This window comes from Sulfitobacter sp. GN1-4, from assembly GCF_055693825.1.
Window position 1 is genome coordinate 13,923 of the sequence record NZ_JBVFUQ010000004.1, and the last position, 23,884, is coordinate 37,806.

Annotated in this window: 19 protein-coding genes; 9 read left to right on the forward strand and 10 right to left on the reverse strand. The window is 58.0% G+C overall.

All coding sequences use genetic code 11. From position 1 onward, the window contains the following. Positions 1-13: 13 nt before the first annotated feature. Genes ACZ1HM_RS21140 through ACZ1HM_RS21155 form a run of 4 tightly spaced genes read right to left on the reverse strand, consistent with a single transcriptional unit; the run spans position 14 to position 3,772 of the window. Positions 14-262 (reverse strand): hypothetical protein, encoded by a 249-nt coding sequence (locus ACZ1HM_RS21140; protein ID WP_472744699.1) that lies wholly within the window; start codon positions 260-262, stop codon positions 14-16. Then, positions 259-1,626: a class I SAM-dependent methyltransferase gene (locus ACZ1HM_RS21145; protein ID WP_472744700.1), complete on the reverse strand. Its 1,368-nt coding sequence runs from the start codon at positions 1,624-1,626 to the stop codon at positions 259-261. The genes ACZ1HM_RS21140 and ACZ1HM_RS21145 overlap by 4 nt, the downstream gene beginning before the upstream one ends. Next, positions 1,611-2,648, reverse strand: a complete 1,038-nt coding sequence (locus tag ACZ1HM_RS21150; RefSeq protein WP_472744701.1) for a glycosyltransferase family 4 protein — start codon at positions 2,646-2,648, stop codon at positions 1,611-1,613. Before ACZ1HM_RS21150 ends, ACZ1HM_RS21145 begins: the two co-directional genes overlap by 16 nt. After that, the gene (locus tag ACZ1HM_RS21155; protein ID WP_472744702.1) at positions 2,648-3,772 is read right to left on the reverse strand and encodes a class I SAM-dependent methyltransferase; all 1,125 of its coding nucleotides are present in this window, start codon (positions 3,770-3,772) and stop codon (positions 2,648-2,650) included. Before ACZ1HM_RS21155 ends, ACZ1HM_RS21150 begins: the two co-directional genes overlap by 1 nt. A gap of 147 nt (positions 3,773-3,919) precedes the next feature. Between ACZ1HM_RS21155 and ACZ1HM_RS21160 the strand changes: the two genes are divergently transcribed. Then, entirely contained in the window at positions 3,920-5,233 is a 1,314-nt protein-coding gene (locus ACZ1HM_RS21160) for a nucleotide sugar dehydrogenase (protein WP_472744703.1), read from the forward strand. A 90-nt stretch (positions 5,234-5,323) separates the two neighbouring features. On the opposite strand, the gene hemF is transcribed toward ACZ1HM_RS21160, so the two are convergent. Further along, complete coding sequence (gene hemF, locus ACZ1HM_RS21165; RefSeq protein ID WP_472744704.1) at positions 5,324-6,205, reverse strand: oxygen-dependent coproporphyrinogen oxidase; 882 nt, start codon at positions 6,203-6,205, stop codon at positions 5,324-5,326. A 469-nt stretch (positions 6,206-6,674) separates the two neighbouring features. On the opposite strand from hemF, the gene ACZ1HM_RS21170 reads away from it, so the two are divergent. Beyond that, positions 6,675-7,727 (forward strand): replication initiator protein A, encoded by a 1,053-nt coding sequence (locus tag ACZ1HM_RS21170; protein ID WP_472744705.1) that lies wholly within the window; start codon positions 6,675-6,677, stop codon positions 7,725-7,727. A 110-nt stretch (positions 7,728-7,837) separates the two neighbouring features. Here the strand turns inward: ACZ1HM_RS21170 and ACZ1HM_RS21175 are convergent, their stop codons facing one another. Next, positions 7,838-8,137: a chromosome partitioning protein ParB gene (locus ACZ1HM_RS21175; protein WP_472744706.1), complete on the reverse strand. Its 300-nt coding sequence runs from the start codon at positions 8,135-8,137 to the stop codon at positions 7,838-7,840. Positions 8,138-8,206: 69 nt separating this feature from the next. Next, positions 8,207-8,797, reverse strand: a complete 591-nt coding sequence (locus ACZ1HM_RS21180; RefSeq protein WP_472744707.1) for a ParA family protein — start codon at positions 8,795-8,797, stop codon at positions 8,207-8,209. A gap of 488 nt (positions 8,798-9,285) precedes the next feature. Between ACZ1HM_RS21180 and ACZ1HM_RS21185 the strand changes: the two genes are divergently transcribed. From ACZ1HM_RS21185 to ACZ1HM_RS21205, 5 genes are all read left to right on the forward strand, one after another. Continuing rightward, positions 9,286-13,056 carry a DUF4214 domain-containing protein gene (locus tag ACZ1HM_RS21185; RefSeq protein WP_472744708.1) on the forward strand — a complete coding sequence of 1,257 codons (3,771 nt, stop codon included), beginning with the start codon at positions 9,286-9,288 and terminating at the stop codon, positions 13,054-13,056. Positions 13,057-13,206: 150 nt separating this feature from the next. Beyond that, a complete protein-coding gene (locus ACZ1HM_RS21190) occupies positions 13,207-13,398 on the forward strand; it encodes a DUF6447 family protein (RefSeq protein WP_472744709.1) in 192 nt (63 codons plus the stop codon). A gap of 263 nt (positions 13,399-13,661) precedes the next feature. Then, the gene (locus ACZ1HM_RS21195) at positions 13,662-14,714 is read left to right on the forward strand and encodes a type I secretion system permease/ATPase (RefSeq protein WP_472744710.1); all 1,053 of its coding nucleotides are present in this window, start codon (positions 13,662-13,664) and stop codon (positions 14,712-14,714) included. Further along, positions 14,711-15,454: an ATP-binding cassette domain-containing protein gene (locus ACZ1HM_RS21200; RefSeq protein WP_472744711.1), complete on the forward strand. Its 744-nt coding sequence runs from the start codon at positions 14,711-14,713 to the stop codon at positions 15,452-15,454. Before ACZ1HM_RS21195 ends, ACZ1HM_RS21200 begins: the two co-directional genes overlap by 4 nt. A 46-nt stretch (positions 15,455-15,500) precedes the next feature. Continuing rightward, positions 15,501-16,796: an HlyD family type I secretion periplasmic adaptor subunit gene (locus ACZ1HM_RS21205; protein WP_472744712.1), complete on the forward strand. Its 1,296-nt coding sequence runs from the start codon at positions 15,501-15,503 to the stop codon at positions 16,794-16,796. A gap of 171 nt (positions 16,797-16,967) precedes the next feature. Here ACZ1HM_RS21205 and ACZ1HM_RS21210 read toward each other — a convergent pair whose 3' ends face one another. From ACZ1HM_RS21210 to ACZ1HM_RS21220, 3 genes are all read right to left on the reverse strand, one after another. After that, a complete protein-coding gene (locus ACZ1HM_RS21210) occupies positions 16,968-18,605 on the reverse strand; it encodes a hypothetical protein (protein WP_472744713.1) in 1,638 nt (545 codons plus the stop codon). Between the two features lie 106 nt (positions 18,606-18,711). Further along, positions 18,712-19,023 carry a helix-turn-helix domain-containing protein gene (locus ACZ1HM_RS21215; protein ID WP_472744714.1) on the reverse strand — a complete coding sequence of 104 codons (312 nt, stop codon included), beginning with the start codon at positions 19,021-19,023 and terminating at the stop codon, positions 18,712-18,714. 236 nt (positions 19,024-19,259) lie between these two features. Then, the gene (locus tag ACZ1HM_RS21220; protein ID WP_472744715.1) at positions 19,260-20,771 is read right to left on the reverse strand and encodes a glycosyltransferase family 4 protein; all 1,512 of its coding nucleotides are present in this window, start codon (positions 20,769-20,771) and stop codon (positions 19,260-19,262) included. Positions 20,772-20,798: 27 nt separating this feature from the next. Between ACZ1HM_RS21220 and ACZ1HM_RS21225 the strand changes: the two genes are divergently transcribed. Next, the gene (locus tag ACZ1HM_RS21225; protein WP_472744716.1) at positions 20,799-22,067 is read left to right on the forward strand and encodes a glycosyltransferase; all 1,269 of its coding nucleotides are present in this window, start codon (positions 20,799-20,801) and stop codon (positions 22,065-22,067) included. 10 nt (positions 22,068-22,077) lie between these two features. Next, complete coding sequence (locus ACZ1HM_RS21230) at positions 22,078-23,865, forward strand: ABC transporter ATP-binding protein (protein ID WP_472744717.1); 1,788 nt, start codon at positions 22,078-22,080, stop codon at positions 23,863-23,865. Positions 23,866-23,884: the final 19 nt, after the last annotated feature.

The following is a 23,884-nucleotide window of genomic DNA, read 5'->3' on the forward strand; positions in this document are numbered from 1 at the left end:
ACCACCTCGGGGCTCAGCCCCGGCTTGCCGTCTTTGCGCCCTGCCAGTGCAAAATCGCGGGGGTCACGCGGTCGGGATCCAGACGGCGCACAGGGGCGATGCTGTGCAGCTCACGGTCCCATTCAGGCGCATCGGTCCAAAGGGTCAGATCGGTGGCCGCCGCCAGTTCCGGCAGGATGCGGCGGGTGTAATGGGCAATGTCGGTCTGCGCCGGGGGAATGGGCGAGACCCAGTGCACACGGGGTTTCACGGAGCCGCTCATGGGCCGCCCTGGGGCAGCGGCGTGGTCTCAACCAGCTTGAGGAAGGCCGCTTTGGCGCAGGGCAGCGTCAGCGGTGCCGCCCGCCCCCGCCCAGTAAAGACACCCACGCCCTGCTGGTAGAGATGCAGGCGCAGGGTGCCGGGGCCGTCGCCTGCCAGCATCAGCTGGATCTGGGCGCTCTCACCGGGTGTGAGGGGGGTCACCAGCGGCTGCATCAGGTGCTGGTGGCGCAGATCACCCTTCCCATCGACCCATTCCGCCAAAAGACAGGTGGCGCGGTCTCCGGCCACGGGCCAGGCGCTTGGCGAGGTGTTCTCAACGCGCAGCGTCACCAATCCGGTCGCGGCTTCCGTCTCTGCCACCGACAGGACCCCATGCATGCGCGTGGGATCACCGTGATAAAGCCCCTCAGGCACGCCCCGTGGCGCGCCCACTTTGCGCGCCAGGTATTGGATGTTCTCTCCGCGCAAGCTCAGATCGTCACCACGTGCGACCAGCATCTGAGCCATCTCAGGCTCAATGTGGCGGTCATAGACGTCAAAGGTCTGTAGCCGCACTGTCTCAAACCCAGCAGCCTCGCCAATAAGACCCAGCTCTTGCGGCGCGTATTCGCGGTTGTGGCGGCCGTAAACGCCTCCCGACGGCACGAAAATACCAAAGGAATAGGGCGCGATGTTGTTGAGCGATTTCCACGCGCCGCGGTGGCTGTTCACATTGGGCGTGGTCAGCAGCAAATGCCCGCCGGGCCTCAGCACACGTGCCGCTTCACAGTAAAAGAAATAAGGATCGAGAGCGAGGTGTTCGAGGATCTCCATGCCCGTGACCAGATCAAAGCTGTTGTCTGGATAGGGCCGGGGATCGCGTTCGCCATTGGCGACCTCAAGGCGGATGTCGAAAGGTTTGACCTTATGCCCGGCGCGCGCGCGCACCGATTGCTGGAAGGGGTCCGGGCCTTCCCACAGCCCATGCATCTCAACATCTGGGAACTGGCTGGCCAAAAGCGCCTGGAAGACCAGCGGCGGAAAGACCCCCACATCCAGCGCGCGGGTGATCTCTAACCCTTCCAACTGGCGCAGGGTCGATCCATAGCGCGTCCAATGGGTACCCAGATATCCCGCAAGGCCTGCATCAATGGGCGGCTCTTCGCGGCCCAGGGCGGCGGGCAGCTCATCAAAGGCATAGGCCTCCAGCACCTCGCCGATATTGGCGAATGGCAGATCCTCAGGGGCCTCAGGCGGGGCCACGGCCGCCGCAAGCTGGGCGGTGGCGTCTTGGGGCACAGGAGCGGTTTCTGGCTCAGGCAGTGGCGGGGCGGCATCTGGGGCCACCGGCGCATGCCCCTGCCCTGTCAGCGTCTCAACCACATGATCCCAAGAGATGTTCTGCGCGCTATACCGCGCATGCCCCCCTGCCCCAGCCGTTCCGCAAGGGCGGCATCCTCAGAGAGCCGCTGGAAGGCGGCGCCAAGCGCGCCTGCCTCAGGGGCGCTCACCAGCCCCTCGGCGCCGTCAGTGATGAACTCCAGCGGGCCACCTGCGTCTGTCACGGTGATCACCGGCTTGCCCGACAGCATCGCCTCCAGCGTGATATAGCCGTAATCCTCATCCTGAGGCACAAAGGCCACCCCGCGCGCCTCGGCGTAGTGCCGAATGAGGGTGGCATCCTCCACGGCCCCCAGCCATTCGACGCGAGAGGCCACACCCAACTCCTTGGCCCGTTGCACAAGGTGGTCCTGGTAAGCGGGGTTCTCTGCGGTGCCTGCGACGACCAAGCGGGCCGCAGGGGCATGGCTCAGCGCCTCCAGGGACAGCTCCAGCCGTTTGGAGGGGTTAATCCGCCCCGGCGCAAAGATATAATCCCCCGTGCCGCCCTGACGCAGCGCGGCGGCATTAGGCGGCGGATGATAAAGCGGCGTGGCCTCCAGCCCCAAATGACGCTGCAGCCGCCCCGCCACATTGCCGGAATTGGCATAAAGGGGATGCGGGCTGGCCTCAAAGGCGGCACGGTCCTCTGCATGGATCATCGCGCGCAGCGCCTCGCCCTGCGGATCATCGAGCAGATCCGAATGCCCCGCCTCCCACATGTCATAGGCTTGGCGGTGCTGGTGGATGATCCAGAAGGCCATGTTGGGATGGCGCGCAAGATAGGCGGGGAACTTTAGCCCAATGGCCAGATCAACCTTCACGCCTTCCACTTCCGAGACATCCAAGAGCTTGGCCGCCCGGATGTGATCGGCCAGCGCCCCACCGGGATACCACTTGAAGGGGACCGTGATCTCTGCCGCCTCATGCCCCCGCGCCTGCAAGGCCGCCACAAGGTTAGCCGCATGACGCTCCGCGCCGCCGGTGACGAAAGGCACCTGTGTTCTCAAAACCCCGATGCGCATCAGGCGTCCTTGGGCTTGCGGCCCAAAATAGCGAGGTCTTGCGGACCAAAGAGCAGATGCGCCAGCTCATCATTCATATCGGGCTTGTCGAGGAATTCACCAAAGCGCGCGTGGGGGTTGATGTGGCGGATATCGACGGGATCAAAGCCCGCGGTCTCAAAAAGCACCCCCATGACCTGTTCCGGCATGGGCTTGAGGTGCGTGGGATCGGTGTGGAACGTCGTGGCGCCCACAAGCACGTTGCGGGTGTTGGGTGTTTCAAACAGCAAGAGGCCACCGGGGGCCAGCACACGCGTCGCTTCGCGGGTGATCCAGGCCACCGCGTCAAAGGGTAGATGTTCAATGAGGTGATGGGCGGTGAGTGCTGAGAGGCTGGCATCAGGCAGGTCTGCCAGCGCCTGCAGCGCATCGCCCAGACGCACATCAAGCCCCGCCTCCTTGGCCTCTTCGATCTGCACCGCGTTGGTGTCGATCCCCATCCCGGTGATGCCATGGTCCTTGAGCAACCCCAACCATTCGCCGCGCCCACAGCCCAGATCCATCACCGGCTTTTTATCCGTCCTGAGCCAGGCCGCCTCCACATCCGGCAGATAGATCTTAAGCCGTCCTGCAATCTCCTCCGGCGCCCCGCGCCATTGGTTTTCCAGACGGTGGTAGAAACTGTCCTTGAAAAGATCGAAACCGTCTGTGTGCGGCAGCGCGCTGGGGTCTGTGGAAGCCTTGGGCGGGGTCGGCGCAGTGCCATCCATCCGCCGCGACAGATCGGTAAACATCCGCGCCAGAAGCGCGCTGTCAGATTGGCCCGTGCGCTTTAGGATCGCCGCCTCACGGGCGTAATCTGCGACCAGTTCATCGGCCAAGGCCTCATGCCGCTGCGTCCACTCCAAAAGCTGACCGATACGCCCCTCAAGCCCCCGGATCTCACCCTGGCGCGCATCAAGGCTTGCCTGCATCGCCCCGAGATCCTCGCCCACGCGGTCCAGACGCTGATCCTGCCGGTCACTTTGCGCTTGGACGTGATCCACCTGCGGCAGCTTGCGCTGCGCCTCCTTGGCCATGCGCCGGAGGCGGCCCAAGGTGAAAAGCGCCGCGAAGTAGCCTTCCAGCTTTTTGAGAGGTTTCATGGCCCCGGTCTCCTCCTGATGGCGGGTCTTGGTCTCTTCGCCCATCGCTGCCCGCGCTTCAAGCCCCAGGCGAGGCGTTGATCTTTCCCCTTCCCTATAGCACATCCTTGACCATCAAGGGCGCGCGCCCACAGCGAGGCTGATCTTATGACCCTTCTCTCCCGGCTTGCCACACAAGACGCCACCGCAGGCATCATTGGGCTTGGCTACGTGGGCCTGCCCCCGGCGGTGGCCACGGCCGGGGCCGGGTTCAAGGTCATTGGTTTTGATGTGGATGTCTCAAAGCCTGCAAAGCTGGCGGCAGGGCAAAGCTATATCGAAGCCGTCTCTGACGCGGATCTTGCCAGCGTTGCAACACACTGCCGCTGGACCACCGACATGGCCCAGATCGCCAACTGCGATGTGGTCATCATCTGTGTGCCCACGCCGCTCAATGCCCACCGCGAGCCGGATCTGTCTTATGTTGAAGATACCGCGCGCCAGATCGCCCAGCACCTGACTCCCGACACGCTGGTGGTGCTGGAATCCACCACATGGCCCGGTACCACGGAAGAAGTGCTGAAACCCCTGCTGGCCACAAGCAGCCTCACCCCCGGCACCGAGATCTTCATCGGCTACTCGCCCGAACGCGAAGACCCCGGCAACACGCAATACCACACCCAAACCATCCCCAAGATCATTGCAGGCGACGAGGAAGCCGCTCAGGCCCTGATGGAGGCGTTCTATGGCGCTGTGGTGGACACAACCGTCACTGTCCCCTCTCCGGCCGTGGCCGAAGCCGTGAAGATCACCGAAAACATCTTTCGCGCGGTCAACATCGCGCTGGTGAACGAACTTAAGCTGATCTTTGACGAAATGGACATCGACGTCTGGGACGTGATCGCGGGCGCGGCCACCAAACCCTTTGGCTACATGCCCTTCTACCCCGGCCCGGGCCTGGGCGGACATTGCATCCCGATTGACCCTTTCTACCTCACCTGGCGCGCTCGCGCCTTTGACGTGCCCACCCGCTTCATTGAGCTGGCCGGAGAGATCAACACCCAGATGCCGCAGCACATCGTGCAGCGCACCCGCGAGGTGCTGGACCGTGCCACAGGCCGGGGCCTGAACGGTGCCCATCTGCTGCTGGTGGGGGTGGCATATAAGAAAAACGTCTCAGACATGCGCGAAAGCCCTTCCATGCGGCTGATGCAGCTTTTTGAAGAAGCCGGCACCAAGATCAGCTTCATCGACCCCCATGTGCCGCAAATCCCGCCCATGCGCGAATACGGCGTCTATGAAGGCCGCACAGCACTGGATCCGGCAACCCTAAACACCCAAAACTTCGACGGTGTGGTCATCGCCACAGATCACGATGCCATAGACTACACCGCCCTACTGAACCTCGGCCTGCCGGTAATCGACACCCGCAACGCTATCGCTACACGCGGCCTGCCCATGGACCACGTCACCAAGGCCTGATCCCGCTTCATCTTTCTAACTACAACTCCGGGGAGTCGATCTTTGATCGACGGGGCAGAGCCCCTCATAGAAAATCTGCAGGCCCTCAGCTCAATACCACTTGGCCACCGGCGGCAGCGACATCAGCACCGCCTCCGGATCATGCCCGGTCTCCAGTCCAAACTTCGTCCCCCGATCATAGACCAAGTTATACTCCGCATAGAGCCCCCGGTGGCGCAACTGGACCTCTTTGTCCGCTTCCGTGAACACCGTCTCCCGCCGCTTGTCCACGAGAGGCACAAAGGCCGGCAGAAACGCAGCCCCCACATCCTTGGTCAGCGCAAAATCCGCCGCCCAATCGCCGATGTTGCGATCATCATAGAAAATCCCGCCCACACCCCGTGCACGTTTCCGATGCGGGATATAAAAGTACTCATCCGCCCAGGCCTTCAGCTCATCATAGAGCGTGTCTCCATGCGGATCACAGGCTCCTTTCATCGCAGCGTGAAAATGCGCGGTATCTTCCTCATACTCGATGCAAGGGTTCAGATCCGCGCCGCCCCCAAACCACCAAGCATGGGGTGTCCAGAACATCCGCGTATTCATATGCACCGCCGGGCTGTGCGGGTTCTGCATATGGGCCACCAGCGAAATCCCCGATGCCCAAAACCGCGGATCATCCTTCATCCCTGGAATGCCTTTGCGCGCGGCCATCGCCGTCTGCGCCCGTTCCCCAAGCGTGCCGTAGACGGTCGAGATATTCACCCCCACCTTTTCAAAGACGCGGCCGCCCCGCATGACGCTCATCTCACCGCCGCCCGCATCCGAGCCGTCCTCTGCGGTACGTGTCGTCTTGCGCACTTCTACGCGGCCTGCGGGATCTGCCCCTTCATGTCGGTCTTCTAGGGCGTGAAAGGCTGACACAATGTCATCGCGCAGCTGTCGGAACCAAGCGGCGGCTTGGGCTTTTTCGGTCTCAAAGGTCTCTGTCATGAAGGCTGTCCAAACGTCGTTTCGCACACAGCCTATCTTCGGAAAGTGTCAATTAAAATAGACATCTCTTTCCCCTGCCGTTTGGCCTTCATTAGGCGTCTTCTCAACTTTGCTTTGGTCTCTTCTTAGCAAAGGCGGTTTCAGTCTGTCTGAAGAGGCCCTCTGATGCGGTTGGTTGGCCACAGTTCCTGGGGCTGCATTCGCCATCTGAACAGGCCTTCCTGTAGGATTTATCCACATCAACTCTGAGTCCCAAGCCTGTGTTATATATGTGTTAAATAGGTGTTACGAGAATCGGGTCCCGCGTAAGCAATTGGATTCATGTTCGGATTCGGCGGTGATTCTACGATTCGGTGTGTAGAGTATCGAAGAATGGTGGGTAGACTATCGAAGAAAGGTGTGTAGAGTATCGAACAATTCGGGCTCTGGTGGGCAGAGTATCGAAGAACAGTGTGTAGAGTATCGAAGAATGGCGCGACCCAAGAAACGGACTGCACTTCTGCCCGAACGGCACCAGGAACCAGACCTTTTTGTCTGCGATATTCTCGACGCCACCCCCAAGAGTGACCGCGCCTCGATGGAGCATCCGCTCTTCTCTTTGTCGGTGAAAAAAGACATGGCGGCCTTTGAGTATGAACAGGGCCAGGTGAAGGTGAAAATCACCCCATCTGCCGAAGAAGGCCGGGCCAATGTCTTTGACCGTGACATCCTGATCTATGTCCTCAGCCAGTTGATGGCTGCCAAGAACGAAGGTCAACGGATCGGGCGCCGGGTCCAGATTTCGGCCCATGATCTGCTCAAAGCCACCAACCGCCATACCACGGGCCAGGCCTATGCCACCCTGCGCCGGGCGCTGACCCGTCTGCAGTTCACCCAGATTGAAACCAACATCCACGACGCAGGCGTGGGCGAATGGCGCTCGATCTCCTTCATTACGGATGCGCGTATCGTGAAGGAGGATTCAACAGGCCGGCTGCTGAGTGTTGAGCTTGAGATGGGCGATTGGCTTGTCAAAGCGATTGAGAACAAGAACGTCCTCACCCTGCACAAGGCCTATTTCCAGCTACGCAAACCACTGGAGCGGCGTCTTTATGAGCTGGCGCGCAAACATTGCGGCAAACAAGACGTCTGGCGCATTGGCCTTGATAAGCTGCAACACAAGACCGGCTCGACCTCCACCTCCAAGGAATTCAAGCGCTTGGTCAAAGCGATCTGCAAAGCAGACGAAGAACAATCCCACATGCCAGACTATCGTTTCCGGCTGTTGCACGATGTGCTGGAAGTCGCCCCCAAGCCAGAGTTCCTGGATGCCTACCTTGAGGCCCCTGCCCCTTCGGTGTCAGACAGCGTGCGGCTTTCGCCGGATGCTTATGTGCGCGCCCGTGAAGTGGCCCCCAGCTGGGACGCCTATTTCCTGGAACAGGAATGGCGCATGTGGATGAATGAACCCCCGGTTCACCCCGATAGCGCTTTCGTTGGCTTTTGCAAAAAATGGTACGAACGCAAAGGTGCCGCCCACTAACGCCTCGTCTGGCCGCCTCAGAAGCCAAGGCGCGCCACCCCTCGCTTCATCTTTCCACTACAACTCAAACGCACCGCCTGCACCACCGCACAGCATCTGCGTTCAATCCCCTACTCCTCCTGCGCCTTGAGATACAGCGCCCAGGCTTCCTCAATCAGCACCCCCTGCTGCACCCCGCGCCGTGCTGCTTCATGTGCAATTTCTCTTTGCACATTAGGCATCACCTTGGCGTGCACCTGACCCGTACGCGGGCTGGGCTTGCGCCCGCGTTTCTTCTTCGGTGCCCGCTCCACAAATCCATGTTTTTCAGCTGCTTCATCCACCTTAGCCACAGATTTGGTGCTGGTGTCTTTGGGCCTGCTGCGCAGCTTGTTGGGGTTGAGCGATATGCTGAACGGATTGTCTGACATCCTATGTCTCCCCCGTTAGCCGCTTATAGACCTGCATCGCAAAGGCGCGCGCATTGTCCTTGGCGCCGATCATATTGCCCTGGGGTGGCATGGAATAAAGATCCCCCCAAAGGCAAAAAGGCTTGAGAAAGCCGCCCGCTCCATCAACGGCGGGTCGATCACATCCACGTCCTGTTCTTTGAGAGAGATGGCGATGCCCTTGTGCTGTTTGGATTGGATGGCCTTGGTCATGGTGAAGACCACCGCGTGGGGAATCGTGCGGTCCAAGGCCTCCTCTTCTTCCGCAATCAACTGCAGCGCCCTGCCCCCGATGGTGGCATCCAGCGTTGTGGCCCGCATCGGCGTCAGCACCAGATCCGCCTGGCTGATGGCCCGGCTGACAAGCCGCGAGGCCACGCCTTCCAGATCGACGATCACCAGCTCTCCGTCCCCGTCATGTGCCTTGATGGTGCGCACGATATCGGCCTCTGTCACATCCGACAGGACCGTGATCCCCTTGGGCAAATTTCCGCGATCAGCCCACAGCGTGAGCGAGCGGTTGGGGTCACAATCCAGCAGCGTTACGGGGATGCCGCCATGGGCGAGTTCCGTGCCCAAAAGCACAGCAGTGGTGGATTTTCCGGCCCCGCCCTTGGGGGAGGCCACAACGATTGTAGGCATGCGATTTCCTGCTCTTTTATAGTTACCTGATTTGTTTATTAACCAGATAATCAAAAATATCCAATAAATAAATAAATCCGGTAAGTTAAATTATCCGGTAAGTTTTTACTGAGCCGGTGCAGGGCTATTCCAGCGGCCTGAGCGCTGTTCTGAGCCCGGAAACAAAGCCCTTTGCGCATAAACTTTGTTGCGAATACATCACATCCCAAGCGCGCACTTTTTTAAAATCCTTTAAAAACAAATGCTTAAATTGTTGCCGCCAAAAGGTATATAAATCACTGTACAGGGGTATGTGTTTCGCTATACATTTTGTCTTGTTGAATAGGAATCGACCCATTAGAAGCCTATTCTAGTTGACCCCCGTCAGCACCCGCCGGGCGTAGAATGTCTATTTTGCGCTGGTTCCATAACAGGGAGGTGGATGGGGACAGCATCGACGTTGATGGTGCCACTGATCAGGTGCCGAACATCATTAGAGGAAGAAAGCTATGAGCTTAGATCTATCTGCACTGAGCACCCGCGAGGCGCTTACAGCAGTCTACATCGGTTATTATGACCGCGCAGCCGACGCAGCAGGCATGCAGTTCTGGGAAGCCGTTGTGGCGAACACCAGCCTGGACCTGACCGCGATCACATCTGATTTCGCGTCCCAGTCCGAAACACAGGCTGTGCACCCGTTCTTCGCAGACCCTGACACAGCGTCCGCAAGCACATTCATCACATCTCTTTACCAGAACCTGTTTAACCGCGACCCCGACGCAGAAGGCCTGGCTTTCTGGACAGCCGCACTTGAAGCAGCTGTAGCCGGCGAAGAAGGTGCTCTGTCCGTTGGTGAGATCATCACCGCGATCATTCAGGGTGCAGTTGACGTTGAAGGTGGTACGCAGGACCGCACAACCATCCTGAACAAGATCGAAGTTGGTGTTGCATTCACTGATGCTGCGGAAGCAGCGGGCACAGACTACGATTCCGCGCAGGCAGCGACAGCGAAGTCCATCATCGAAGGCATCACCGAAGACGGTGCAACCGTTACAGCGGCCAAATCTGTAATCGACGATTTCTTCACGCCAGCGCCAGTGCCTGGCGAAGAATACCTGCTGACATCTGCAACAGACGTTTTGACAGGCACCGACAACGCAGACGAGTTCAACGCATACATCCAGCAGAACCCATTTGCTGGTGGCGTATCCAACTCTCTGTCCTCCGCTGACCGTCTGGACGGTGGCGCAGGCGACGACCGTCTCTATGCGGAATTGAGCTATGAATTCCTTGGAACAGATGCTGATTCACCACAACTTGATATTCAGCCACGCTCCCAGAACATCGAAGAAATCGATCTTGAAGCGCGCGATGGTCTTAGCTCAGGTGTTGAAATCGTCGTTGATGCGAAAAACATCACAGACCACGTCGAAATCGGTTCTTACTACTCCGATGGCGATCTGAAGATCGAAAACGTCACAACGCTGACATCCGGTGGCACAGCTCGGAACACATCCGAGATCACTGTTACCATGGATCACACCGACAACTTCAACACAGACGGTGACGCATCCGACCTCGAAGTTCTGTTCGACAACGACTATCTGTTGTCCGGTCAGGAATCCGAAGGCCAAGTGTTCTATCACCTGCTGGACGAAGATGCTGAACTTGCCGGTCTGACTGACCGTCTGAACAACATCGACGTTGACGGTATCCGCTTCAACATCACCAATGCTGACGGCACTGTCACAGCAGTAACGCTGAATGACGCAGCTGCTCAGACAGCAGGTACACACCAGGGTTTCGTGAACGCTCTGCAAGATGCGCTTCAGGCGCTGATCGCCGACGGCACACTGCCAGCGGGTACAACGCTGACCTTGGACCCAACCAACGTTGACGACACATTCCTCGACAATGGTGATCGTTCTGATGATATCCCAGCGATCGTTCTGATCACCGGTGACGGTTCTCAGGTTGAGGCAACAGGCTTCTCCCGTGTCGCTGACGCCATTGGTGAGTATGACGTTTACGGCCGTTTCGGCGAGGTAAACGAAACAGCTGACCAGCCTATCTCTGTGGACATCGACCTGCATAAAGCTGGCCGAGGTGGTGATGGTGGTGATTTGGTTGTTGGTGGTAAGTCCGACAATACTCAGCCTGGTATCGCTGACGGTATCGAAGTGTTCAACATTGACGTGTTGGGTGCCGGTGCCGATGATCCAAATGGCGCACCAGCCAAGCCAAGCAGTGTTGGTACAGTGACATCCACTGGTGGTGAGCTGAAGACAATTGTCATCTCCACAGCCGCTGAATTCGTTGCAGGTTCTTCACATGCTAGCCTCGAAATCCGTGATGGCTTCGAAGAAGACAACGACGGTGACGAAGATGGCGATCTGCAGCTTGTAAATGCAGATGCATTCCTTGGTGATCTGTACCTCGGTACAGGCGACACAATGAATTCTGCTATCGTGAACCTTGACACGCTGACAGCCCAAGGTGGCGGCAACGTAACCTTTGTGGGTGAAGTTGATGGTGAGGAAGTTAACCAGGCCTACAGCTACACCACAGGTGCCGGTGCAGACTCCGTTACGCTGGCGATGGCAGGCGATGCGTTGGATTACGCAGACTCCTCCGTCAACATCTTCACAAACAGTGGTAATGACAGCATTAACGTAAGCTTTGCTTTCGATGATGAAGACCCCAACAACAACCAGCTGAACCAGGCGATCCTGGACAATGTGTCTATCGACGCAGGTGCAGGTGCTGACACGGTTCGTGCAGACGGTGTAGGCGTGGCCAACATCCTGGGCGGTGACGGCGACGATGCCATCTACACAGATGGTGCTGGCACCAAAGCGATCTGGGCGTTCAACTTTGACAACGCACGTGTTGATGCCATCAACACATCCGGTGCGCCTACTTTTGCCGCCGGGTCGACAGCAGATGATCTGCCAGGTACGCCAACAACACTGGCATACATCGGTGGCGCATCCATCACTGTGACCCTGTCAGGTGCTGGTATCGCTGCAGTTGCAGCTGGTGGTGGTTTGATGGCCGATGGTGCACTTGGTGCCATTGCGCTTGACGATGGCTATGAAAGCACTGTGACCATCGACAACTTGATCAACGGCAATGAGTACTATGGTGACGAGCGTGACGTGAACGCCGCCATCATCAACGCCATTGAAAATGATCCGGTTCTGAACGCGCTGTTGTCAGTGTCTGTTGCTTCTAACAATACTCTGACGATCACCTCCAAGACGTCTGGCGTCTTTGACCCAAGCGACCTGCGCATTGATATTGCTCAGGACGATCTGGGTGCGGCGGCCAATTGGAGCGGTGTCGAGGATGAAGCACAGTCTATCTTCAGCGACTCCACCATCACCATCGACGCGCTGACAGGTGCGACCGGTGCAGATGGTGCCGCAGGCAATGGCATTGCGATCGGCACAGCCGCAGCCCAAGCCAACACTTGGTATGATGGTCTGAGCAACGCTTCTGACGCTGCAACAGCTGCTGGTAACCAGGCTGCTGACAACCTGCACACAGCGGGTACTGCTGACGTCACTGAGAACGACAACGTGATCAACGGCGGTGCTGGCGATGATGTGATCGTTCTGTCTACAGATGCGGACGCTACAGGCTTCACGGCAGTCGCGTTGACGTCTTCTGCGAACACACGCTTCATTGACGGTACAAGCAATGAAACAGTTGTGTTGTCAGGTACCAACTTCGGTGACGACACTGTGATGAACTTCACAGATGACGCTGCAGAAGCAGGTGCGGACTTCTTGGACTTCACTGCTTATCTGACAAGCCAAGAGCGCGCGACAGGCTCAACATCGAGCGTATCGGAGCGTACAACAGCAGTGACGCTGAGCGCTGATACAGATGCGACTGCAAACGAGGTGATCATCGCGTCTTATGACGAAGATGATACAGCAGACACCAACACGTTTGAGTCTCTGTCTGCGGCAGATATCGCGGCGTTGTACAACGACGATACAGACATCGACAACTTGGTCGGCACTGCCTTCGAGCAGGATGAAGCCGCTACCGTTGTTGACGGTGCAGGTAAAGCGGTCCTGATGGTCGAAAACGCAAACAACGATGGCGAATACAAAGTGTTCGAACTGACTTGGGACGCGGAAGTAGGCAGCGGTGATGATGACATGACTGTTGTTGAGCTGGGTTCCCTGGACTTCGGTGACAGCCTAGCAGACATCGCTGACGCGACACTGGTTGGTTCCACTGCGCATGCCGCGCTGGACTTCACCTAACTAGCGGTTTCTCCCGGCCATACTTCTGGCCGAGAGGAATACCAAAATCTTCGAAAGCCCCCGATCTGTCGGGGGCTTTCTTTTGTCCCCCCTTTGCACCTCCGCCTCAGCTTCGATATGCACCGAGGCAAAGCAATGAAAGGATCCCCCATGGCCAAAGTGACCATCGACGGCAAAGAATACGACAGTGAGAAGCTCTCCAAGGAAGCACAGGACAACATCCTCAACCTACGCTATTGCGACCAACGCCTGACAGAGCTGCGCCGCGAAGTGGCAATCGCGCAGACCGCGCGCAATGCCTATGCGCAGGCGCTTGCAGGGCAACTGCCCAAGGACGCGTGATTTACCTATGACGCAGCCGGCCTGAGCCTTCGGGCCGGCGCGTGCTTATGACGTTTTCATTTTTCATTTTTCCAGCCCATCAGCCTCAGCAGACCACGCCATATTTTAAGCAAACATCTGCATCTGATTAACTTTTCCGTGAGACCCTCCGGGCCGCGACAATTGCATCAAACCCTGCTGTGGTGTATGACTTTTACCCAATAGACGGTGCCTGAGCAGGCAGTACTGGTGCCGCGCCCCGACAAAATAAGGACGCTCCCCGTATGACACCCCAAACGCCATTGAAGCAGGCCTACGGACGGTTCCGTGCGGTGATCGGCGCGACCATTTTGTTTAGCTTCTTCAGCAACATCCTGATGTTTGTTGGCCCGCTCTACATGCTGCAGATGTATGATCGGGTTCTGGCCAGTCGGAATGAGACGACTCTTATTATGATTAGTGCAATCGCGGTAGCGTTGTTGATGACCTACGGGATGTTGGAATTCATACGCTCCAAGTTGTTGGTGCGCGCAGGCTTGCAGTTTGATGATATGCTCGCCAACCCGGCGTTCAATCGAGCCGTGCGCAATCACCTGGCCTCTCCCAACAGTGGCGCGCAGATGACGCTCAGTGACGTTAACCGCGTGCGAGAGTTCCTGACAGGGCAGGGGATCCTTGCATTCTTTGACGCGCCTTGGGCCCCGCTCTTCCTTGCGTTGATCTATGCCTTCCACCCAATTTTGGGGATTGTGGCGACGGTTGGGGCCGTGATTATCTTTATTCTCGCGCTTCTGAATGAATTCTCGACCCGGGGCCTCTTGCAAGAAGCGGGGCAGGCCAATCAGGGTGCGACGCACTTTCTAAATACCACGATGCAGAACGCGGAGGTGATCCGCGCGCTCGGTATGGAAAAGCAGCTCAACAAACGTTGGGTGAAGCAGCATGATCAGATGCTCGGTGCTCAGGCGAAAGCGAGTGGGCGGGCAGGGGCTGTGATGGCCTCTTCTAAGTTTGTGCGAATGACAATGCAGATCGCTATTCTGGGCACCGGTGCTTACCTCGCGATCCTGCAGGAGATTTCTCCGGGTATCATGATCGCGGCCTCCATCGTGATGGGTCGGGCTGTTGCCCCGGTGGAACAGGCGGTCGGCCAATGGAAAGCCTTCGTGGGCGCGCGTTCAGCACATCAACGTTTGAAGACGGTTTTCGAGGCTTTTGGTGACGAAGAAGAGCGTCTGCAGCTCCCCACGCCTAAGGGCAACATTGCAGTGCAGTCTTTGATTGCAACCGCACCTGGTCCAAGCCCGGTGGTTCGGGCTCCAAACCGGCGCTGTTGAAGGGCATCTCCTTTGCCATCAATCAAGGCGAAGTACTGGCTGTGATCGGGCCATCCGGCTCGGGTAAATCCACCCTCGTACGTCACTTGGTTGGCGCCTCACAGGCGGCATCTGGCACAGTCCGCATCGACGGCGCAGAACTGCAGCATTACGATCCTGAACAGCTTGGCCGTCACATGGGGTACATGCCGCAAGACGTAAAGCTGTTCCGTGGGTCTGTTTCTGAGAATATCTCCCGCTTTGTGGACCAGCCGGAAGACAAGGAAATCATCACAGCAGCCCAGCTCTCTGGGGCGCATGAGATGATCCAGACTTTGGCAGAAGGCTATGACACCGATGTTGGTGATGGAGGCCAGTCGCTCTCGGGCGGTCAGCGTCAGCGTGTGGGCCTTGCCCGCGCGGTGTTCCGGATGCCCAACATCATCGTTCTGGATGAGCCGAATTCCAACCTGGACGCGCACGGCGAACAGGCGCTGGCGAACTGCATTCAAGAGATGAAGAAGATGGGCAAGACCGTCATCATCGTCACTCACAAGGCCAACCTGTTGTCCCTGTCGGACAAGACCTTGATGCTGGTCAACGGCCAGGTAGAGAAGTTTGGCTCAACCCGCGAAATCTTTGCCCAGCAAGCGCAGCAGCAACAGGCTGCGGCCGCGGCCGCGAAAGCCGAGCATGAGAAGAAAGAAGCACCTGCTGCTTCTCCGGCGGTGGTCAGCATGACCGACAAGCCGCGCGTCTGAACCAACCCAATTTTGTGACCTAAGCTCTTCTGAAGGGGCACCTCCCATGGCACTGCAAAAACCAAGTCCGAAACCTGTGGCCCTCGCGGGCTACGTTCTGCTTTTCGTCACCTTTGGCGTCTTTGGCGGCTGGGCTTCTGTGGCCAAGCTCGACAGCGCGGTGGTGGCACCGGGCACCATCGCTCTGGAAGGCAACCGCCGGGTGGTACAACACCTCGAAGGTGGATTGGTCGAAGAGATCCTCGTTGAAGAGGCCATGCAGGTGGAAGAGGGCGATGTGCTCATCCGTCTCAGCAGCATTGAGGCGCGCTCAAACCTGGGCGTTGTCTCCACCCGTCTTGATGTGGCGCGTCTGGTGGAAGCGCGCCTTCTTGCCGAACGTGCACTGGAGGCAGAGGTCAGCTTCCCCGAAGAGGTTGTGACAAACCCTTCTTCGGTTGTGACGGCTGTTCTAGCAGACCAAAAGGATCTTTTCGGTGACCGCCGCCTGATCCTGGAAAGCCAGCAGAACATCCTTAAGGCGCGGGTGGATCAGATCCATGTACAGATCGAAGGGCTGGAGCTGCAGAAATCCGCCTTTGAGCGCCGGATTGAGAACTACACCGAAATGCTCGTGCGGATGCGCACTGGGGCCGAAGGTGGCAACATCGCGGGCAATGTGCTGTCCCAGCGCGAAGATGAGCTGATTGAGATTGAGGCCAACCTCGGTCAGGTAATCTCAGAGATCGCGCAGGCCAATGCCTCTATTGGCGAGACCGAGCTGCAGGTGCTCCAGCTGACGCAGGAATACCGGGAGCGGGCCAGCACGGAGCTGGAACAGATCCGCGCGGAGATCAATGAACTGAGTGAGCGTCGCAAAGTGGCGCAGGATATCCTGAACCGGACAGAAATTCGCGCACCTGGGTCTGGCACCATCCAGGACCTGAAGGTGCATACCATTGGCTCTGTGGTGCGTCCTGGCGATGTGCTGATGGAACTGGTGCCAGAGGATGAAGAGCTGATCATCAACGCCCGCGTGTCACCGATTGACGTTGATAACGTGGGTGCCGGGTTTGAAACGGAAATCCGCTTTAGCGCCTTCAAAGCCAAGCTGACCCCGATCATGCTGGGCTTTGTCGAAACCGTTTCAAGCGATGTCATAACACCGGACAACGCCAATGAATCCCCCTATTACCTGGCGCGGATCACCGTGGATGAGAATGATATCCCCGAAGAAATCCGTGGCCGCCTGACGGCAGGCATGCCTGCGGATGCAGTGATCACCACAGGTGAGCGGACCGTGATCAACTATCTTGCGTCTCCGCTGATGGATGCTGTCCGCACAAGCATGATTGAGGAATAAGAGGGCAGGGGCCAAGCCGCCGCCTTTAGAAAATAAAACCCCCGCATGTTTGATCATGCGGGGGTTATTTTATGCTCTGTCCGCAAAGTCGCCTCGCGCAGCCGTGACTATCACCTGTACGGCGCAGGCACCCCTCAGGATGGCAGCTCCATTTCATACAAGGCGTATGGTTTAAGCGATCAGATCAAACTGCTGGAATTCAGCCCGCAGCCCGATCATGGAGATCACCTGACCCTCATTTGTTTCCCAGCTGAAGGTATAGGTGTCTGCGCCCGTGTTCTGGAACGCGCTTCGGTCGATCATGATGATCTCATTGCCGATGTTGATCACACCCACATCGGTGTCCTTGCCTTGGATGTAATCGATAAAGGCCTGGGCCTGTTCATCAAAGGCACGGTGGTTGGTGGTGCGCTGGTTCACCATCAGATCGGAGAGGGCAAAAACATCCGTGTTGGTCAGATCAAAGCTGGCCAATACCGTGGTCTTGCCCAGCTGGAACTCTTCCATCTCCACCTTGCTGCCCAGAAGGTCAGACATGGTGAGCGTCTCGCTCTCATCCAGTTCCGCGCTGGCCATGGTAATCAGCTTGTCTTGTGCGACAGGGATGGTCTTGGCATCGACATCGGGCGCTTCGGCCAGTTCGGCGTCTTTGCTGTCTTTGCGCACGACCGCCGGTGTCACTTTCTGGGCCACAGTAGTGTCTTCCACCACATCGGCCACTTGCTGGGCGTCTTCATCGCTGAGTAGGGCGGCTTCTTTGCGGGCATTTGGCACCTCTGCCACCTGGGTGTCAGCGCCCAGATCAAGCCCGAGGAATTCGGCCAGCTTGGCAAGCAAGGCGTCAGTGCCTTCACCCGCTATCTGTTCCAGCTCTGGTCCCGCTTCGGTGTCGGCGGCATATTGCGTGAAGCCGATGTTTTTCAGCCCTTCCAGCACCTTGCGCTGGTTGTCGAGCAGCACCGCCTCAGACATGAAACCCATGGCAATGGCGATGGTGGACAGGCCCATCGCATAGGCGTTTTGCTGCATCGCGATGCCCTGATCGCGCATCTGCACCTGCGTGCCTTCAGCGCCGGTCTGCAAAACCTCTTCGCTGAGGTCTTTCAGGCTGTCGTGGCTGACCAGGCTTTCGATGTCGGCGGTGTCCATTTCCACCACCTGATGTTCCAGATCCGCGGAAATCATATCGGTGAAGTCCAGAAGATCATCGCCTGCCAGCGCCTCTTCTTCCTGGATCATCATCACCAGTTCTTCGGACGCCATATAGAGCGTCCAGATCAGCGCAGCCAGCATCGCAGAAGGGTGCAATTGCACCTTACCGCCGCGTTCCAGCTTGACCACGCGGCGCTCTGTATCCTCATCCTCGCCCGTCTGGGTGTAAGAGGGCAGGGCACCGGAGGTGAAATCGTCAATCAGCTCATTAAAGTCCCGGCCGCGCAGGGCGCGCTGTACGTTGGGACTGTCGAGCACATAGGCGCCGTCGATCCGGGCCATATGGATGAAAACATCGCCATTGAGGTGGCAATAGACAAACCATGGATCGCCTTCATCGGTGATGCCGCGCATCGTGTCGACAGGCACACCCGCACCTGTGAGCAATTGGCAAACGCGGAACAGATCCGCGAGTTCCTGGTTGGTCCAGTCTTTCTTGGGGTCTGGCAGGACAGCGGGCATGTTTGCCGCTGGCAGATCGCCCAGGCTGACGACACCATCGTCGCCTTGCTGGAAGGACAGCTTGTGCTCATCCGTCAGGAAATGCGGCTCAGAAGTTGCGCCGTTTTTGGTCCGGAAGGAGAGGATTTTCGCCATGAAGCGCTGCCCCTGATCAATCGTTGTCCGTGCACGTCAAGCGGCACGGTTTCAGTCTATCGCGTCTTGTCCTTGCAATCCAGTTACAGATGCAAAGACGAGATCCTTAAACGGCGGCCTCGGCGTCGTCAAAAAGGATCTGATAGGTCAGGGGTTCGTAGTACTTGAGCAATGTCTTCACAAAGCTCTTAGGCTCCTGACCCAGGGCAACAGCCCACTCCGCATAGCGGTGTGCGGGGATCTTGCCGCGGCCATTCTCCAATTGGGAGATGAACGTGTAGTAATCCAATGACAGCCGGTCTGCGAGATCACGCTGTGACAGCCCTTCGGCTTCACGCAGGGCTTTGAGCCACTGACCAAAGGTTGCGCGCTGTTCGCGGGCTTCTTCCGGTGTCGACTTGTGCAGTTCTGCAAGCATGGGTTTTGCCCTCAAATGGCAGTTTAGGGGTCAGAATCCCGCAAGGATGCGGGGGTGTTCAGTGGTTCACTATACAGCAGAATTTTTCGTGTGGCAAATCAACTTAGCCGGTTTGTTTCCAATCCCAGGTAAATCTTTGTTCACAACCCCGGGATGTTTCCAAAAATGCCTCAAAGCGCGCAAAAAGGGCGCATTGCCCTCGCGCCATGCACAATTGCGGCCTGATTTATCTGGCCTCAGGCGGCTGTGCCGCTCAAAAGATTGACAAAATCTGCGGTCACGTCGTCCCAGCTGCGCAGCTGGGCGGCGGCGATTTTGGCCTCCAACGCTTCTCTGTGGGCAGGATCTGCCACCAGTTTGCGGCAGGCGGCCTCAATGCTGCTCAAAGAATGGGCATCGCAATATTCGACCATATCGCCGCCCACCTCGGGCATGGAAGAATTGTTTGCCACCACACCGGTTTTGCCAAAGGCTAGGCTTTCGCCGATGGGCAGGCCCCAACCTTCATAGAAACTCACCATCGCGGTGAACTGACAGGTCTCATAAAGATAGGCCAGTTCGGTGTCCGTGGGCCTGTCGGCAAACTGGATATAGCCCCCAAGGTTGCCGGTGAAGTGGTTCAACTGGTTGAAATCATCATTGTACCATCCGGGTTTGCCCGCAAAGACCAGCTTGGGCATTTCCAGCGTGGGGTCCTGCGTCAGCCGTTGCCAGGCCAGCGCCAGGCGCCAGATGTTCTTGCGCGATTCCATCGTGCCCACCACCAGCGCAAAGGGGGTTTTGGACAGGTTCAGCACCTCGCGGCGCAGCCCCAGAGACCGGTCAACACGGGCCTTGAACGCGCCATCCGGGCCTTTGGTCTTGCGCACGGTCTTGGGCTCCACAGGCGTGAAGTCCTGCGCCAGCGGCACCGTCTGGATGGGCCGTTCGCGTCCGATCTCTTCCATAAAGGCGGCCAGGTCTTTGGCGGTGTTCTTGGAGTTGGCAAAATAGCTGCTGCAATAGCCCGTGGATGTGGTCAGCCAGCGGTAAAACTCCTGGGCGAAATCGCCCGCGATATGTTCGGGGGTGATGATCGGGATCAGATCATGGATCAGCTGAGAGATTTCCAGACCCTGATTGTCTTGCAAAGACTGGAACGCCTCATCAATCCCGTCGATGGACCAGGTCGCCCCCAAGATCACCAAACGGTCGCCGGGTTGGGCCATCTGAGACACAAGCGTGCGGGGCATATCATAGGATTTGACCGGCGCTGTGTCTGCGGTCTCACCGGATCTGAACCCACGCCATTCCTCTATCGAGGAGCCGTGTTTTTCAAAATGCGCCTTGTTGCCCCGTGCGGCATGCCAGCTGCGGCGGCTGTGGTGGAACCAGTATTTCAAAGGTCTGTTGCGATAGCGGTCCAGGGTCGGGGGTGTGTCATGACGGGACCGCGCGCCTTTGCCAAAGAACACAGCGCTTAGGATGTCGGGATCAAATTCCACCATTTCGGCGATAAAATCAGAAGGGATTGAGACATATTCACGCTTGCCCCGGTCCCAATAGGACAGCTTGACCGCATCCGTGCCATGCCGGTCCACCATGCGCTTGATCACCTCAAAAGAGACCCGCTGGATGCCAGAGACAGAGGTTTCTTTTTCAACATAAAGCACAATGTCGGTGACATCGAAAAAATGGGTCTTCATGGCATCGCTTTCGGCACGGGTGTCTTTGACCGGCTCTTTGACCGGTATTGAGGTGTTTCTCAACCCCTGTAGCGGTGCTAAGAGCGTGCCATGGGCGCGCTTTATTACGACCTTTCTGAACAGTTCCTCGCCTCGGGGCTCAAGTTCAAATACTACGGGATTTCTCGCACCGTAATGGAAGTGGGCTATGAGCTGGCCTGCTCTGGCAAAGACGTGCGCTTTGTCATTTTCTCACCTGCGCATGAGCGGTTTTTTGAGGTCACGCCACGCATTGGTGCGGACAGCCCCACAGGCATTCTGGATCCGGGCCTGCCACCCGAGGCCACGCCCATTCGGATGCGCTATAGCTTTCCAAAACCTAACAAATTTCGCGATCTTACCTATCCGCTGGCGCTGTGGGGCGCGCGCCAGATCAACCTCAAGCGCTGGCGTTCAGTGCCGCCCGGGGTGGTGCGAGAGGTCGATCTGAATGGCCAGACGCTGGTGTCTTTGGGCAGGCCTAAAATCATGGCCGATTACCTGACGGTGCTGGCCCGGACCGGGGTGCGTGTGAAGCTCAATCCGCTCTTGCACGACATGATCCCGATCTACGAATTTGCGCATTCGTCTTCCAAGGTCTTTTCCAACAACTTCACCCACGACAATCACATCGTGATCAAAGGCTCGGAACGGGTTTTGTCCAATTCCGCCTTTACCAAGGCCGAGATTGAGCGGTTTTCTGCCTCTGGCCATTTGCCCCCTGTCCCGCAAGTGATCCCCGTACCGCTAAGCCATGAACTGCGCCCCACCGATGAGCCGATTGAGAAACGCGGACCGGCAGAGCCTTACGTGCTCTGCATCGGGATCCTGACGGGGCGCAAGAACCTTGAATGCGTGATGGAGGCCTATCTGCACCTGCATGAAACGGGCCGGCACCTGCCGCCCTTGGTGTTGGCGGGGGCGCGGCGCAAGCGCACCGATACCTATCTGGACCAGGACAAATTCGAACCCATCCGCAAACATCTGCACATCGTCACCAACCCCAACCAGGCTGAGCTGCGCGTGCTCTATGAAGGCGCGCTGGCGCTGGCGATCCCCTCGCGCATGGAAGGGTGGGGCCTGCCATTGGGCGAGGCTTTGTGGCTGGGCACACCGGGTCTGGCCTCCGCGCAGGCGGCGGCGTTGCGTGAGGTAGGAGGCGATCTGGCGCAGTATTTCGATCCCGATGACCCCAAGGCGCTTGCCGATCTGATTGACCAGCTACAGTCCGACGCAGAAGCCTATGCCGCGCTGAAAGCGCGGATCGCTGCCGCAAAAGACCAGCTGCGCACCTGGCAAGACGTGGCCCAGGGCATCCTGGCCGCGACGGAGACGGCCTGAGGGCACTATCATGAGCATTTGGCCCTTCAAGAAAAACGGCGACCGTCGCCCGCTCTTTTCGCCCACGGACCGCGATAACCTGCAGTGGTTCTGGCATAACTATCTAAAGTCCAAAACGCCCTGGCTCTTTGCCGTCCTCGGCATGGTGATGGTGCAGGGGTTGGTCTATCAGCAGTTTATCTCGCTCACGGAAACCGGCCTGCGGGTGATCTTTGAAAACGGCGATGTGGGCGGGCTGATCCGCGTGTGTTTCATGGTGTTCGGCATCTTTGCCCTCAGGGCGCTGATGTCTTTCCTGGTGCCGCGTGTGTCGATCTGGCTCGCGTCCGATGCGGTGCTCAGGATGCGCCAGGACCTGATTGATCACATGATGATCCTGGATCTGGCCTATTTTGAGCGGACCTCATCAGGCGATATCATCCTACGGTTGGTCAACCAGGCCCAGGATCTTAGCGAATTTGTGGGGCAAACCACCGTGGCTGCCGTGCGCGATGTGGCGACGGTGCTGATTGTCTCGGGCTATCTGATCTACAAATCCCCAATTTTGTTTTTGTCAGCGGTTGCCGTCATGCCGTTTATCCCGCTGATGGTGCGCTATGTTTCAAATAAAATCAAAGTGATCCAGCAGTCCGCAGAAAATGCGATGGGCGCCTATATGACCGGGATTGAGGAGATGTCGAACGGCATGCGCACCGTGAAAATCTCCAACCAGGAACCGGTGGAGCGCCAGCGGCTGTTCAAAGCCACCGGGGACATCAAGGATCTGGCGATCAAGCTGCAAACAGCCCAGGCGCTGATGATGCCCACGGTTGATATCCTTTCGGCTCTTGTGTTCATCCTGATCATTGGCGGCGGCGGCTACATGGCGCTGTCGGATGGGTTCGACATGGATGGTGCCGCGATCGTGGCCTTCATGATCGGCATGGCGCTGATCTTTGATCCGTCCCGCCGGGTGGCTGCATTTTTCGTGAAACTGCAAGCCAGCCTCGTCATCCTTGATGGCGTGCGCAGCCTCTTCCGCGAAGTGCCGTCGATCACCAATGCGCCGGAGGCCACAAAAGAATTCGACGCCAGCGGTGACATCACTTTCGATGGGGTGTTTTTCCAATACGCGGGCAAACCAGCGCTCTTTGAGCACCTGAACCTCACGTTTGAGGGGGGCAAGGTGACGGCCATCGTGGGGGCCACGGGTTCCGGTAAAACCACGATCCTCAGCCTGATGGCGCGGCTTTATGACGTAGACGCAGGTGCGGTGCACATCGGCGGCACGGCCGTAAACCAGCTCGACATCCCCACGCTCAGGCAAAGCTTTTCGGTGGTGGCCCAGGACATCGTGATCTTCAACGCGTCCATCTGGGAGAACATCCGCTATGTGAAGCCCGAGGCCACGGAGGATGAAATCTGGGCGGCTGCCGCCCATGTGGGCATCGACGATCTGATCCGCGAACGCGGCGATGCGCCTTTGGGCCCAAAAGGTGCCCAGCTTTCTGGTGGTCAAAAGCAACGCGTGGCCATCGCGCGGGCGTTCTTGCGCTCAGCGCCGATCCTGCTGCTGGATGAGGCGACCTCAGCACTCGATCAACGCACCGAAGACAAGGTAAAACGCGCCTTGGGGGATCTTTCGCAAGGTAAAACCACGGTGATCGTGGCGCACCGTCTCTCTGCGGTGACCCATGCCGATTGCATCTACGTCCTGGATGACGGGGCCGTGGTGGAGCAGGGCACCCATGCAGAACTCATGGAAATGGGCGGGCTCTATGCGGGCATGTATGGCGCACAGCGTCAGAGCTATGACTAACGCTGAGAAGGCCCACTCC